Raw genomic sequence first — 14,649 nt, 5'->3', positions numbered from 1 at the left:
AACGATCTCCGGCGCAATTTAGTATAATTGCGTGCGTTTTTCTTTTTCCTGAATCATGACAATGATGAGGCCTTGCGTATCAGGGATTATTTCCCCTGATAATTCTGTGCCACACTTCTGCTCCGACACGTTATGCGCAATAACACGCAAGCGGGCAGTTATCAGTTATATGTTTTCCTCACGTAATTATAAAAGCTGTTATCTCATTATTAAAACTATAAGACTCTAATAAAAGCTAGATAATTTGTGTTAAGGAAAGATTTTTTCATGCACACACAGACAGTTTTTGAACTTAATCAGGAGGCCGAGCGTCTCCTGCAGCTGGCATTACAACATCTTCAGGCGCTGCAAAACGTGCCGTTCGCCGCTCTGCATCAGGACTCCTCCGGGGCTTCCGTGCTGCCGCTGCATTTCAGTCAGCAAGGCATAGAGGATCAGCAGGAGACGCTGCAAAACGAGCTGCGAAAAATTACCCGTCAGGAGATGGTGCTGGCTATCGTCGGCACCATGAAAGCCGGGAAATCAACCACGATCAATGCCATTGTTGGTAAAGAGGTGCTGCCCAATCGCAACCGGCCGATGACCGCGCTGCCGACGTTGATCCGCCACACACCCGGCCAGAAACAGCCGGTGCTGCATTTTCCCCACGTCGCGCCTATCGAAGCGCTGATGGGTGAACTGCAGCAGCAGCTGCAACACTTTTCCCGCGATCTGCTGGCCCAGCACGTCGAGCTCGATCGGGATATGGCCGCGCTGCTTGAGCGCATTGAGCAGGGCACCCATTTCGAAAAACACTATCTCGGCTCGCAGCCGATCTTTCACTGTCTGAAAAGCCTTAATGACCTGGTGCGGCTGTCGAAAGTGCTCGGCGTGGCGTTCCCCTTCAGCGCTTACGCTGCCATTGATCATGTTCCTTTTATCGAAGTGGAATTTATTCATCTGGCCGGGCTGGCACAAGGGCACGGGCAGCTGACGCTGCTGGATACGCCGGGGCCGAACGAGGCGGGGCAGCCGCATCTGCAGCAGATGCTGAGCGAGCAGCTGGCGCGGGCCTCGGCGGTGCTGGCGGTGATGGATTACACCCAGCTCAAGTCGGTCTCGGATGAAGAGGTGCGTCGCGCTATTTCCGCCGTTGGCAATGGGGTGCCGCTGTATGCGCTGGTGAATAAGTTCGATCAAAAGGATCGCAACAGCGATGATGAAGATCAGGTCCGGGCGCTGATCTCCGGCACCCTGATGAAAGGCGATATCCAGCCGGAGCACATTTTCCCGGTCTCCTCGATGTGGGGTTATCTGGCGAACCGGGCGCGGGACGAATTAGCGCAGCGCGGCCGCTTGCCAGATCCCGCCGAGCAGCGCTGGGTACAGGATTTTGCCGAGGCGGCGCTGGGACGACGCTGGCGTAATGCGGATCTGGCCGACAGCGCTGCGCTGCGTCAGGCCGCCGATCTGCTGTGGGAGGATTCGCTGTTCGAGCAGCCCGTAACGACCATTCTGCATGCCGCTCACGCCAGCGCCTCGCTTTACGCGCTGCGCTCTGCTTCCCATAAGCTGCTGAACTATGCGCAGCGCACCCGCGACTATCTGGCGTTTCGCTGCCAGGGGCTGAACGTGGCCAGCGAGGCGCTGGCGCACAATATCGCCGGGCTGGAGCACGATCGTCAGATGCTGGCTCACAGCCAGCAAGGCATCGAAGAGGCCGTTCAGCAGGAGGTGGTACGCACTCTGGAAACCGTAGCCGCCTGCGTCAATAATCAGCAGCTGCACCTGAGTCGCGACGTGGAGTTTTACTTCAGCGAAGGCATGCTGCCGCAGACCGGGCGGCCCGACCCGCTGGAGATGCCGCAGGCCCGGCGTCGGGATTTTATCCCCTATAGCAGCCGCCTGACGATGGAGAATGAGGATGATGCCCGCCTGATGATGCAGGCCATCCGTTCTGCCTGCGAACTCATTCTGCACCGCGGTCAGGAGCGCCTGAGCCGTGAACTGGCAGGATTGCTGCCAGCGCTGGAAGGCAACCTGTCGCGCATTCTGCACGACGCGCTGGCACCGGTTCAGCAGCGGGTCTCCGACGGGTTACAGGATGCCGGTTTTCGTACGCGTATCGTGCTGCCGGCGTTTCAGGCGGCGGCGTTGCATCTGGACGTGCAGCAGCTGTTTCACAATGCCGTGGCCCCGCAGGATATCCCCGTTGCCACACCGCGCCGGGCGGGCGGAATGCGCGGCACCATGGCGCGCTGGCTTAACAGCAGCGACTGGGGCTGGGAGGATGCGGTTGCCACACGCACCCACTACTTTATCGATCTCGATAACCTCAAGCAGAGCCTGCTGGCGCATATCAATCAGTTTGGCGACCGCCTCAACTATGCCGTCACCACGCAAATCAACGGTTCGGTTGGCGCTGGCCTGACGACCTTTTTCGCGGATTTTACCCGCGTGCTGGGCGATATCGACGCCACGCTGCGCCAGAGTCTCGCGGCGCGGCAGCAGAGCGAAGCACAGCTTCAGACGCTTGAGCGCCAGCTTCAGCGCTGCACGGCATCCATTGCCTGGCTGCAGGAGGATGCGCGGCTGTTGCGCGACGATATTCAGACGCTGTTTGCGGAGCCGCTGCCATGAGCCGCCCGTTACTTGAGGGGCCTGGCCGGGTGCTGACGTGCCTGCCCGCCCGGTTTATGACCGATCTGGCCGACAGCCTGGATACCACCCGGCACGCCTGTCCGCTCCTGGACCCGTTTCGCGAGCGGTTACAGCAGGAGATGATTGCCCGCAGCCAGCAACCGCCCTGGGCGCTGCCGGACATGCTGGCTACGCGCGCCGATCTGCGGCTGGCGTGGCTGGAGCAGCTGATGCACCTCTGGTCCCCCGGACAGCTGGCGCTGCTGCATATGAGTACCCGACTGGCGGTGGTGTGCGGCAATCAGACCGGCAATATACAGCTGGCAATGGGCAACGTGCTGCGCCAGTGTCGCGAGCGGCTGGCGCGGCGTGAGGCTTTTCTGCGCCAGCGCGACATGGTGCAGGAGGCCTGGACTCATGCCGAAAAGACGCTGTATCGCTGGCGCAGCGGAGAGTTCGCGGCCTGGTCTCCGGCAGGACGCTGCTATATTGCGCTGGAAGAGCTGCGCTGGGGACCGTTTGGCGATGCGATGCGGCTGAGTGCTCCGCATGAGCGCGTGCGCCTCAAAGAGATGCTGCGGGAGCGGGCGACGGGCCTGCTGGCGACCAGCGTGGACGCCGCCCCTCGCACCCGCCACTTCTATTCCCGGTGGCTGTCGACACCGTCTTCGGCAGGACTGATGGATTATAAAGATACCCTGAGCTGGCTCGGCGCGTGGAGCGACGGGGAGCACCACCCGGTGAGCCGCTCGGTCACGCAAACCTGGCAGAGCGTGGCGCTGGGTATGCCGAGGCTCTGTTCCGCCGCCCGGTTAGTGGATGCCTTGGTGGAGGAGCTGTTCAGCGAAGGCTGACGCGAAAAGCAGAACGCCCCCGCACCGGATGAGCGGGGCGGGGGCGTGACTGGATTTCCTGCCGGGATGTTACGGCTGCGTTGAGCGCTCCGGCTCTACAACCTGCTCTTTGTGGTAGACCTCAGGTTTACCAATGTATTTGGCATACAGCGCGGTGATGATTGGCACCAGAATCGCGGTGACGATCACGCTGGCGGCGACAAGCGCGGTAGCGGAAGCGGCAACCGGTTCAAACGCCGGGTTAATCTGAGCGATGATTACCGGGTTAGCAACCGCCGCGCCGGCGGCAGAAGAGGCCGCAACACCCGCCGTACCGTTACCGCCGCCGATGAATTTGTCGGCCAGAATCAGCGGGATACCGGTGATAACGATGACCGCCAGACCCAGGACGATACCCAGCAGGCCGGTGTCCAGAATCACGTTCAGGTTGATGGTGTTACCCAGCGCAAAACCGAAGAACGGGATCAGGGTTGGCGTGGCTTTGCTGAAGAACGCGCGCAGATCGTGGTCGAGGTTACCGAGTGTGAAGCCGATCAGGAACGGCAGGACAGCCCCGATAAAGTGATGCGGTTCGAAGGACGCGAGGCCGGCAGAACCCAGGATCACCATGGTCATCAGCGGGCCGGATTCCAGCGACATCAGAACGAACGCCCCGGACTCTTCTTTCGTGCCGTACTGGTTCATCAGGCTGGCGTACAGACCGCCGTTGGTCATGTCCATCGCGGAAACGATCGCCAGCACTGAGAGTCCTGCGAAGAAGCCGGTCTGAATGCCGGTGTCCGGAATAAAGGAGGCGGCAATCATCGCCACCAGCCAGGCTACGGCGATTTTGGTCAGCACCAGGGTGCCGGATTTACGCAGTACTGTACCGGTGGCGCGCAGGTCAATCGACGCCCCGATACAGAAGAACCACACGGCAAGGATTGGTACCGTACCGGTAATCATTCCTTTAGTGAATGAGCCGAAATAATTTCCGGTTTCCGGGGCAAAGGTATTGAGCATTGCGCCGAGTAACAGAGGAATAAGCATCATCCCGCCAGGGATACGCTCCATAGTCGCTTTGATTTTCATACACGAACCTCACTTTCTGCCTGGCATTGCGGCAAGTAAAAGACAAAAGAATCCTGCAATGAAAAATTGATATTTTTCAAAGTGTTATTTGTATGTGTCGCTGAGGGCGTTGCGGTAGGCCTGCAGCGTGCATCTGGCGTTCAGTTAACAGGATGTGAGAAAGGTTTCCGCTCCTGAATGCTGTTTGATGGGAATATCATGAAGTCTTTGGAATATTGATTCAATGATAATGAAACGCTGTTTTAGTTATCTTGATCACATAATTGAGATGAATAATCTCGGGGTGCTTTAAGAGGAAAAAGTATTGTAAAAGGCTTGTAATTAACTGTGAGGAAAATCGCTTTGCAGGTGAATAATGACGTCGCTAATAATGTGGAAAACGTCTCGTAAGACGATAAGAACTTTCTACCAGACGAGGCGTTAAAACCCCGAATTTATTCGGGTCAATTAGCCTGAAAATGATATTTGTCCGGTGCCAGGTAAAGTCATGCAAAATAATGTGAAGTTGATCACTTTTTGAAACGCTGGTAGGGTAGTGACCGTCAAATGACCGCGCGGCCGGCCAGAAAGGCACCTTATTACCCCCAGAATTCCCCCGCCCTCTGCGCCATTGCGCGTTATATGACCAGCCAGAGATTGCAAACCTGCTACGCTTGAAGTTAAGCGACATGGCCGCGACTCAGGCCTAAAAAAATAAAATTTCTTCAGTGCGCCAGATCCTTTTGCGCATCGTTATTTCTGGCTTTCCGGCAAGCATGAAGCGACTGATAGAGGATAATAAATGAAATTAAGAAGGAAGAAGGTTCAGCCGATTACGCTCGGCGACGTAACCATCATTGATGATAGCAAACTCCGCAAAGCCATCACCGCCGCCTCGCTGGGTAACGCGATGGAGTGGTTTGACTTCGGCGTATACGGATTCGTAGCCTATGCCCTCGGGAAAGTGTTCTTCCCGGATGCTGACCCCAGCGTGCAGATGATCGCCGCCCTCGGTACGTTCTCCGTTCCATTCCTTATCCGCCCGCTGGGTGGCCTGTTCTTCGGTATGCTCGGCGATAAGTACGGTCGTCAGAAAATACTGTCCATCACCATTATTATCATGTCGGTCAGTACCTTCTGTATCGGCCTGATACCGTCCTACGCCTCTATCGGCATCTGGGCACCCATCCTGCTGCTGCTGTGTAAGATGGCGCAGGGCTTCTCGGTCGGCGGTGAATATACCGGTGCCTCCATCTTTGTGGCGGAGTACTCCCCGGACCGTAAGCGCGGCTTTATGGGTAGCTGGCTCGACTTCGGCTCTATTGCCGGCTTCGTACTGGGTGCGGGCGTGGTGGTGCTGCTTTCCGCAGTCGTCGGCGAGAACAACTTCCTCGACTGGGGCTGGCGTATCCCGTTCTTCCTGGCGCTGCCGCTGGGTATCATCGGGCTTTACCTGCGTCACGCGCTGGAAGAGACTCCGGCGTTCCAGCAGCACGTGGATAAGCTGGAGCAGGGCGATCGCGAAGGCCTGCAGCACGGCCCGAAAGTGTCGTTCAAAGAGATTGCTACTAAGCACTGGCGCAGCCTGCTGACCTGTATCGGTCTGGTGATTGCCACCAACGTCACCTACTACATGCTGCTCACCTACATGCCGAGCTACCTGTCGCATAACCTGCACTACTCGGAAGATCATGGGGTGCTGATTATCATCGCCATCATGATCGGTATGCTGTTTGTACAGCCGATTATGGGTCTGCTGAGCGACCGTTTTGGCCGCCGTCCGTTTGTGATCATCGGCAGTATCGCGCTGCTTATCTTCGCCATCCCGGCGTTCATCATGATCAACAGTGACGTGCTGGGGCTGATTTTCGCCGGTCTGCTGCTGCTGGCGGTGATCCTGAACTCCTTTACCGGGGTGATGGCTTCCACGCTGCCGGCGATGTTCCCGACGCACATCCGCTACAGCGCGCTGGCAAGCGCCTTTAACATCTCGGTACTGATTGCCGGTCTGACCCCGACGCTGGCCGCCTGGCTGGTGGAGAGCAGCGGTAACCTGATGATGCCGGCCTACTATCTGATGGTGATTGCGGTTATCGGTCTCATCACCGGCGTGACCATGAAAGAGACGGCTAACCTGCCGCTGAAAGGCGCGACGCCTGCCGCCTCTGACCTGGCGGAAGCGCGTGAGATCCTGCAGGAGCATCACGACAACATCGAGAACAAAATTGAAGATCTCGACCGCGAAATCGCCGAGCTTCAGGAGAAGCGTACGCGCCTGGTGCAGCAGCACCCGGACATTAAAGAGTAATGTGTCGCGCAACCTACCAGAGCAGCCTGCGGGCTGCTCTTTTTTTTTGCCGTTTTCCGCCACTGAGTGCGCTGCGCACTCGCCACCTCGCCGTCCCACAGGCATAAAAAAAGGGGAGGCGTTAGCCTCCCCTGTTCAACCCGGTGCGCTTACTTGTTGAGATCGATGCGCACGATGTTGTCCGGGCCGTTTGTGGAGTGGTCCTTGTTGAAGGACTGCTTCACGGTGACAAACAGCGTCTGGCCGTCGTCAGAGAGCAGCAGGCTGTTCGGATGCGGCGGCAGGCTCCAGCTGTTTTTCACCGCGTAGGTGGTGGCATCAAGGCTCAGCACTTTCCCGGCATCACGCTGGGTGATGTAGATCTCGTGGCGCTTCGCGTTGAATTTCACCGCCAGCGAGTCGCCGACCGGCAGCTTTTTGATCACGTCCCCGGTGCGAATATCCAGCACCAGCGTGGTTTTCGCTTTCGAGCTGTCGGTAACGAACAGGCGACCGGTAGCCGTATCTTCGGCGAAGTTCAGCAGCAGAGCTTCTTTCTCGCCCAGCGGCTTCCAGCGTTTCTCGATGCGGTTGGTACGCGGGTTAACCACCAGCACTTCACCGCCGCCGTTCGCCACGTACAGGCGCTGGGTTTGCTCAGAGTAGAGCAGACCGGTCACCCACTTGCCGGCGTTCTGAATGGTTTTCGTCAGCTTCATGGTCTTCGCATCTACCACCCAGATGACGCCCGGATCGGCCACGCCGCCGATGTAGAGCTTGCCATCAAGCAGCAGCACCTGACGCGCGCCGTACGGGAAGCCCTCTTTGTTGCGCTCTTTAAACATCACGCGCGCTTTGACTTTACCGTCGGCGGTATTGATGGCGCTCACGCCGCCGTCCAGCGAGTTAGTCACGTACAGCGTGTCACCCGCCGGGCTGATGGCCATGCCGAAGTTTTTCAGGTCGGTGTGGGTCGCGCCGATGGTTTTCAGGGTTTTCGGATCGAGCTTGTAGACCATCCCGCCCTGTACATCCTTGAAGCCTTCTGCGCTGGCAACGTAAAGCGCGTCACCTTTCGGGGCCAGCGCCATTTCGTACAGGCCGTCAGCCAGATCACGCTGCTGGAGATTCGTCGCCTGCGTGGCCGGGGCTTTCTCTGGCGCCGTTGCAGGTTTGGTTTCGGCGCTGTGTGACACACAACCGCTGAGCGTTACCGCAACCAGCAACGCCAGAGCAGATGTTTTTACCTTCATTCCAGAACTCCTTGCCAACCATAGTAAAAGGCGACGATCCGAATTCGACCCGTCGCTGCGGGGTCATGTCAACTGCGCATGCTCTAAGAAAGAGAATGAGAATTGTACGCATTAACTTTTTCATGGCAAGGATTAGCGAAGGAAATCAATGGCCGGGACGGAGGGCCTTAGCATCCCGCCGCGATATAGTCGCCGTTGGCGCTGACGGGAATGACCGTCAGGAACAGGATGAGGGCAAACAGCATCAGCGCCAGACCGCCCGCTACGCGGAGGGCGAGCAGCAGCCACTGTAGCTGGCGCGGTGGCCGGTTATCGGCATAGCGCAGGGCCGCCTGACGCGCATAGCGCACCGCCAGCGACATGCCCATGATCGACAGTCCGGTGCCCAGCGACATGGTCATCACTGCGGCAATCCCCCAGGTGACAATCCCCAGCGCGTTGGAGAACAGCAGGATCATGATTGCCCCGCTGCACGGGCGCGCGCCGATGGCGAGAATAATCCCGAGCCGCGTTTTCCAGTCGCCCGCCTGAGCCTGAGCGTGACCCACGCCGTGATGCCCACAGCCGCAGCTGGCATCATGCTGATGCGGGCGAAAGGCGGTAAAGCGCGGCGCGGGTCGCAGGGCGGGCAGGCTCTCTTTCACCGCGCGCAGCACCAGCCACAGCCCGAAACCGCCGATCAGCACGGCGCTGATCTTCTCTACGTACCAGCGGCTCTGGCTGAGATCGCCTGCCGCCAGGTTGAACCCCACGGCGAGAATAAATACGAACAGGATGGCGCTCACGCCCTGCATCAGGCTGCCGAAGAAGGGGATCAGCCGCGTCGCTTTCAGGGTTTCGCGGTTGGTGGAGAGGTAAGTGGTGGCGATAAATTTGCCGTGGCCGGGGCCAATGGCGTGCAGCACGCCGTAGATAAACGCCCCGGTGAGCAGCCACAGCCCGCCGGTGTACTGATGGTTATTTAGCTGGAGCAGGTAGAGCACCAGATAGCGATGCAGGGCGATCTGCAATGACAGGCACCACTGTAAAAACGCGCCCCAGTGCGCATGCAGCGTAAATGCGCCGACGATGGCCAGCACGGCTATCATCAGCGGGGCGGCAAAGGTAAGGGGAGCGGGGCGGGTACGTGTTGTCATGGGATCACCGGATCGGGGCTGGTGGCTGGAGTATAGATGTTCAGCCCCGGCAAGCAACAGCGTGGGGCGGATCTTTACGTTGTGGCCAGGGGCAGGCGGACCGCGGCGCGACAGCCCGTCGCGCCTTCACGATTCTGCAAAATAAACTGGCCGTGATGCAGCTGGGTAATGCGCGTCACGATGCTTAGCCCGAGGCCAATACCGCCGTAGCGGCTGTCCATGCGCACAAAGGCTTTGCTCAGCTCGCCGCGCTTCGCCTCGTCAATGCCCGGCCCCTGGTCATCGACGATAAGCTCGACGGCACCGTCATGCGGGTGGATAGCCAGCGCAATCACCGCCTGCTCCGGGCTGTAGCGGTGAGCATTCTCCACCAGGTTGCGCAGCAGAACGCGCAGCAGCGTGGCATCGCCCGGCACGGTATCCGCTATGCCTGACGTCGGCAGCGTCAGGGTTTGCCGGCGCGTGCTGAGCATGGTGGTCAGCTCATCGTGCAGCGGCAGGATCACGTCCTCGCGCAGCGACACGTGCTGATAGATACCCGCCGAAAATGACTGGCTGACCCGCGCCATCTGCAACAGCTGCGACACGCTCTGCGTCATCTGATCGATACGCGTCAGCAGCGGCGCAACGTCAATGCCCTGCGCCTTCGACAACAGCTCCAGATGCAGGCGTATGCCCGCCAGCGGCGTGCGCAGCTCGTGCGCCACGTCAGCCGTAAATAAGCGCTCACTTTCCAATGTGGTGTTAAGCCGGGTGACCAGCTGGTTAATAGCGTCAGCCACCGCATCCACCTCGGTAACGTTGCTGGTCAGGGTCACCGGCGTCAGGTTGTCCGCAGTGCGCGTTTCCAGCTCGCGCTGCAAATCCAGCAGCGGGCGGGTGATCCACTTTACCGCCTGGAAACAGATGCACAGCGTCAGGGTGATCATCACCAGGCTTGGCACCAGCAGGCTGGCCACCGCCTCGCGGATCTCATGTTCGATATGGCGATGGTTATTGCGGTTGTGCAGCGCGCCCTGCACCAGCAGCTGGATCTGCTCTTTGCTCTCGTGCCACAGCCAGAAGGCGCTGATGAACTGGCACACCAGCAGGATGCCACCGATAGTGAGCATTAACTTCTGGCGCAGCGTCATGGAACGGGGTAGCAGACGTGTAAACATGGCTCAGCGCGTCTCCGGAGTGGGCACCAGCATATAGCCGAACCCGCGATGGGTGCGGATGCGCGACTTGCCGATCTTCTCGCGCAGGTTGTGGATATGCACCTCCAGCGTGTTGGTCGACGGCTCGTTATCCCAGTTATAGATGTCGTTGAACAGGATCTCGCGGTGCACCGGATTGCCCGCCTTCAGCATCAGGCGCGACAGCAGGGCGTACTCTTTGGGCGTCAGTTCCAGCAGCGCCTCGCCGAGCCAGATCTGACGGCTGGAGATATTCAGCCGCAAATCGCCCACCGTCAGCGCGTTGTCACTCTGATTATGATGCCGACGCAGCAGCGCCCGGATGCGGGCGTGCAGCTCCTCCAGCGCGAAAGGCTTCATCAGGTAGTCGTCCGCCCCGGCATCCAGCCCGGCGACGCGGTCGTGTAGCGTGTCGCGCGTGGTGAGGATCAGCACCGGCTGGCTGTGCTTGCGCTGGCGCAGACGGCGCAGCAGGTGCAAGCCGTCCTCATCGGGCAGCCCGAGATCGAGGATCACCAGGCTGTAAATCCCGCTCTCCAGGCTGGCCTGGGCTTCGCGCGCGCTGGTGACACCATCGCAGGTGTAACCTTCGGTCTGCATCGCCAGCATCAGCCCCTGCAGCAGCAAGGTATCGTCTTCAACAATCAGGATCTTCATTTAGCTCGCTCTCCGGCAGGGTGCCAGCACATCGTCCGCCGCATGGTATTCCCGGGTTTGCACCCCGGTCAGCGCCAGCATGGTAGAGAATAAGTTATCCTGGGAGTACGCGTCGCGGGCAGCGCGCGTCTGCATACAGGCTTCATCAATGGCGTATCGGGTCTGGTAATCCTGCGACAGCCAGATCAGCATCGGCACGTGCTTCTGCGCTTCCGGCGCGATGTGGTAAGGCAGGCCATGCAGATAGACACCGTCTTCGCCCAGCGATTCCCCGTGATCTGAAAGATAAACCAGGCTGGTGGTAAAGCGGTCCTGATGCGCCTTCAGCAGCGCAATGGCCTTATCCACCACGTAATCGACGTACAGCACGCTGTTATCGTAAGTATTGATCAACTGTTGCCGGGTGCAGGTCTGGATCTCGTTGGTGTCGCAGGTCGGCGTAAAGGTGCGGAACTGCGGCGGGTAACGATTGTAATAGGTTGGGCCGTGGCTGCCGATGGTGTGGATCACAATCACGCCGTTCTGCTTCAGGTTGCGAATATAGTCGTCCAGCCCGTGAAACAGCACCTCGTCGTAGCATTCGCCATCGATGCACTGGCCCGGCAGGTTCAGCTGAGTCACGTTCTGGTGCGGCACCCGGTTACACACCCCTTTGCAGCCGCCGTCGTTTTCATTCCACAGCACGCTCAGCCCGGCGCGCTGCAGGATGTCCAGCAGCCCTTCCCGATGACTGGCGAGCTGCTCGTTGTATGCTTTGCGCGGCATCCCGGAGAACATGCACGGCACCGAGATCGCCGTCGCCGTGCCGCAGGAGGTGGTGTGCGGGAAGTAGATCACCGCGTCCTGCGCCAGACGCGGATTGGTCACACGCCCGTACCCACCGAGCGAGAAGTTATCCGCGCGCGATGTTTCGCCCACGATGAGAATGGTGAGGTTCTTCTTCTCGCCAGCCTGAGCCTGCGGGCTCAGGTGCGCATCTTCACCCAACCGCACCAGCGGCAGGTTGTCCATTTGATGATGGCGATACCAGGACCACACCGCCACGATGCTGTTCGACGGATTGATGGCCTTCACCAGCTGTGTGTCGTTGCGAAACAGCGAGGCGTAATCCTTATAAAAGAAGAACGCGATCAGCAGGATAGCCAGCAACGTGACCGCCAGCGCTGCCAGCCGCGGCACCACAGCCTTCGCCAGCGAGGCCGCCGGTTTATATTTCACCCAGCAGACCAGCAAAGCCATCGCCACGCCGGACAGCAGCAGCGTGATGACCAGGCGCGGCGACATCAGCGCAAAGCTCTCCGCCGGGGTGGTATCCACGATGTTGGTGATCATCGAACGATCGATGATGACCCCATAGGTGAGGATAAAGTACTGCGCCGCAGCGGCGAGCAGAATAAACAGCACCGCCAGCGGTCGCTCCAGCCAGACAAACGACGCGAGCAGCAGCAGCACGCTGATAATGCTGAACAGCGCCACCGGCATTGAGGCGACGATCAACCCGTTATGCAGGCTGTTGAGCGGTACCAGCGCCAGCACCTGGCGGTAAAACGGGATATTCAGCAGCAGCGCAATATACGCAGCACAGGCCAGAATCACGCCCAGGCGGGGCCTTTTGATGGTCAACATAGCAACGGCATCCGGAATAATGATGCCGCTATGGTTCCAGAAGTTAATTAAGGGAAGCTTAAGAAGTTAAGGTACGGGTATCGATGGTGGTTTGTCAGAGCCAAAAGAGAAAATCAGCTGCTGGATACAGGCGTGATGAAATTCCTGGCAGGTAAACCGCGCTTTTGTTTGAAGGCGCAGGTTAATTATGCTCGGCAAACAGCGCTTCCATTGCGGTTACCGGATAAAACAGCGCCTGGTGATTATCGCCAGTAAGCGGAATAAACCCGAGGCTCAGATAAAAACGGCGGGCTTTTTCATTCAGCGCATCAACAAACATGCCGTGGATACCCACCGTCAGCGACGCCTGGTAAACGACCTTCATCGCATGGCTGACCAGTGTGGATCCCCAGCCTTCGCCCTGCAGCTTTTGATCTATTGCCAGACGGCCGAGCGTAACGGCGGGCACGTTGCGGTACGGCATTTTCTTTTGCTGCGTTCTGGAGGGCAGCTGCGCTTTCTCGAAACAGCTGCCGGACAGGGTGTAAAACCCACGCACTCTGGCAGCCTCATCGGTTGTTCGCAGAATATAAGCTCGCAAGACCCGGCGGCTGTGCTGCCGTTGCAGATGTTCGGTCAGAAACGTGTTTAACGTCGCATCACCGCAGTCAAATGCGGTGGTGTCGTAGCAGCAGCCCTCCGCCAGAATCTCAATTTTCAGGCCGGGCATCGCTTACTCCAGATCCTTCAGGCGTCTGGCGGCGCGTTTCAGTTTTGCAACGGGCACCGGAGGAGTGCTGATGGCATCCATCACCTGGTCCCACGAGGCGTCATTAAGCACGATACGCCGATGCTGCTCGATAATTTCCGCCGCCCGTTCCGAGGCGCTGTTCAGCATAAACTGGCTCATTGTCTGGTTCGTCATCGCGGCGGCTTCCTCAATCATATTCTTATCCTCCAGACTGAGCCTCAGGTCGATTCGCTGGTTTTTTTGAGCGGGCATATCAAGGCTCTCCGGTGCCGATTTTGTACGGTTTTATTCCGTACAAATAGTACGCCCGCTGCGGTCGCTATTCAATCGCAAAAACCAGAAAGCCGGTAGGGTTTTTGCAGAGTTTTGCGAGGCGGTTTCCTGATTATCATTTTGCCTCGCTTTCGGGCGCGACGTCGCTTGCCGCCGGTAATGCTTAGCGGTATTGTGCGCTCGCACCTGCAAATTCAGGTGCCGGGATTGGAACCCCGGAGTATTGTTACAGGCGACACAGGTTCACTTTGTGTCGTGCGCACGGCTACACCTCAATGGTGGGCTGGGCGAGGGCACCGCAAGGTGCGCCGGTTCCCTGTAACGCCGGTAGTTCCAACCTCGTTCAGTCCGCCACCCAGGAGATTGGAACCTCTGGTGGTGGGTTTATCATCCCGTTACAGGAGGCTGCCGCTATGGCTACGACCCTCACCCTGACTCACCCGTTACTCACCGTTCCTTTCAGCGCGACCACGGATTTCACTCTTCTCGCCGACCACTGCGAGCAGTTTGTCGAAACCCTGATAGAGAGCGACGATCCGGCATTAAAAATGGCGCTCTGCGGCAGGCTCAATGCATGCCTGTCGGTGCTGGAACCCACATTACTCGACCCGGTGCCAGCGCATCTGGTTGACAGCCTGACGGTGGATTCACTGCCCGTGCGAACACCGCGTTTCGATCCGGACTGCACCCAGCTCTGCCGCTACTGCCTTACGCTAACGCATCTGCTGGCAGGGCAGGGGTTATCCCCGGAGACGGAGCGACAGCTGAGCGGGTTGCTGTACGATCTGATCAACTATTTCACCGCAGAAATGAAAGCCCCGCGCTGGATACGCACCGCGGATGGCGTGAGATGTATTGAGGATGAGGCATTATCGCAGGGCGGGTAAGCCTGCGCACCCGCCGCTGCTGCGTTTGTGAAGGTGGGTGCGCTGCGCTTACCCACCCTACGTGCAGCGCAGAAGCAAATCATCGAACCCCAGAAAGCA

11 protein-coding genes and 1 pseudogene are annotated in these 14,649 nt (G+C 58.8%); 4 read left to right on the top strand and 8 right to left on the bottom strand.

What is annotated here, in order from left to right; all coding sequences use genetic code 11:
• Positions 1–267: 267 nt before the first annotated feature.
• Positions 268–2,619: a clamp-binding protein CrfC gene (crfC, locus tag KFZ77_RS17565; protein ID WP_264384925.1), complete on the top strand. Its 2,352-nt coding sequence runs from the start codon at positions 268–270 to the stop codon at positions 2,617–2,619.
• Positions 2,616–3,473 carry a YjcZ-like family protein gene (locus KFZ77_RS17560; protein WP_264384924.1) on the top strand — a complete coding sequence of 286 codons (858 nt, stop codon included), beginning with the start codon at positions 2,616–2,618 and terminating at the stop codon, positions 3,471–3,473. Before crfC ends, KFZ77_RS17560 begins: the two co-directional genes overlap by 4 nt.
• A 69-nt stretch (positions 3,474–3,542) precedes the next feature.
• Here the strand turns inward: KFZ77_RS17560 and kdgT are convergent, their stop codons facing one another.
• Positions 3,543–4,544, bottom strand: coding sequence for a 2-keto-3-deoxygluconate transporter (gene kdgT, locus KFZ77_RS17555; RefSeq protein ID WP_031521447.1), 1,002 nt, complete (start codon positions 4,542–4,544; stop codon positions 3,543–3,545).
• A 781-nt stretch (positions 4,545–5,325) separates the two neighbouring features.
• Between kdgT and proP the strand changes: the two genes are divergently transcribed.
• A complete protein-coding gene (gene proP / locus KFZ77_RS17550; protein ID WP_031521449.1) occupies positions 5,326–6,831 on the top strand; it encodes a glycine betaine/L-proline transporter ProP in 1,506 nt (501 codons plus the stop codon).
• Positions 6,832–6,980: 149 nt separating this feature from the next.
• Here the strand turns inward: proP and KFZ77_RS17545 are convergent, their stop codons facing one another.
• From KFZ77_RS17545 to KFZ77_RS17515, 7 genes are all read right to left on the bottom strand, one after another.
• Positions 6,981–8,063, bottom strand: a complete 1,083-nt coding sequence (locus KFZ77_RS17545) for a YncE family protein (RefSeq protein ID WP_264384923.1) — start codon at positions 8,061–8,063, stop codon at positions 6,981–6,983.
• Positions 8,064–8,230: 167 nt separating this feature from the next.
• Positions 8,231–9,151: a nickel/cobalt transporter gene (locus tag KFZ77_RS17540; protein WP_236633838.1), complete on the bottom strand. Its 921-nt coding sequence runs from the start codon at positions 9,149–9,151 to the stop codon at positions 8,231–8,233.
• A 122-nt stretch (positions 9,152–9,273) separates the two neighbouring features.
• Complete coding sequence (gene pmrB, locus KFZ77_RS17535) at positions 9,274–10,359, bottom strand: two-component system sensor histidine kinase PmrB (protein WP_264384922.1); 1,086 nt, start codon at positions 10,357–10,359, stop codon at positions 9,274–9,276.
• Positions 10,360–10,362: 3 nt separating this feature from the next.
• Positions 10,363–11,034, bottom strand: a complete 672-nt coding sequence (gene pmrA / locus KFZ77_RS17530; protein WP_264384921.1) for a two-component system response regulator PmrA — start codon at positions 11,032–11,034, stop codon at positions 10,363–10,365.
• Positions 11,035–12,660, bottom strand: a complete 1,626-nt coding sequence (gene eptA / locus KFZ77_RS17525) for a phosphoethanolamine transferase EptA (protein WP_264384920.1) — start codon at positions 12,658–12,660, stop codon at positions 11,035–11,037.
• Positions 12,661–12,841: 181 nt separating this feature from the next.
• Entirely contained in the window at positions 12,842–13,369 is a 528-nt protein-coding gene (locus KFZ77_RS17520) for a GNAT family N-acetyltransferase (RefSeq protein ID WP_264384919.1), read from the bottom strand.
• Between the two features lie 3 nt (positions 13,370–13,372).
• Positions 13,373–13,642 carry a type II toxin-antitoxin system TacA family antitoxin gene (locus KFZ77_RS17515; protein WP_031521460.1) on the bottom strand — a complete coding sequence of 90 codons (270 nt, stop codon included), beginning with the start codon at positions 13,640–13,642 and terminating at the stop codon, positions 13,373–13,375.
• 203 nt (positions 13,643–13,845) lie between these two features.
• Here KFZ77_RS17515 and KFZ77_RS17510 point away from each other — a divergent pair.
• Positions 13,846–14,550: pseudogene (locus KFZ77_RS17510) on the top strand (ash family protein); the annotation flags it as partial.
• Between the last annotated feature and the right edge of the window lie 99 nt (positions 14,551–14,649).

The sequence above is a fragment of the Siccibacter colletis genome (assembly GCF_025914095.1).
Lineage (GTDB): Bacteria > Pseudomonadota > Gammaproteobacteria > Enterobacterales > Enterobacteriaceae > Siccibacter > Siccibacter colletis.
Note: the sequence above shows the minus strand (reverse complement) of the source record. Positions and strands in the feature narration are given on the sequence as shown.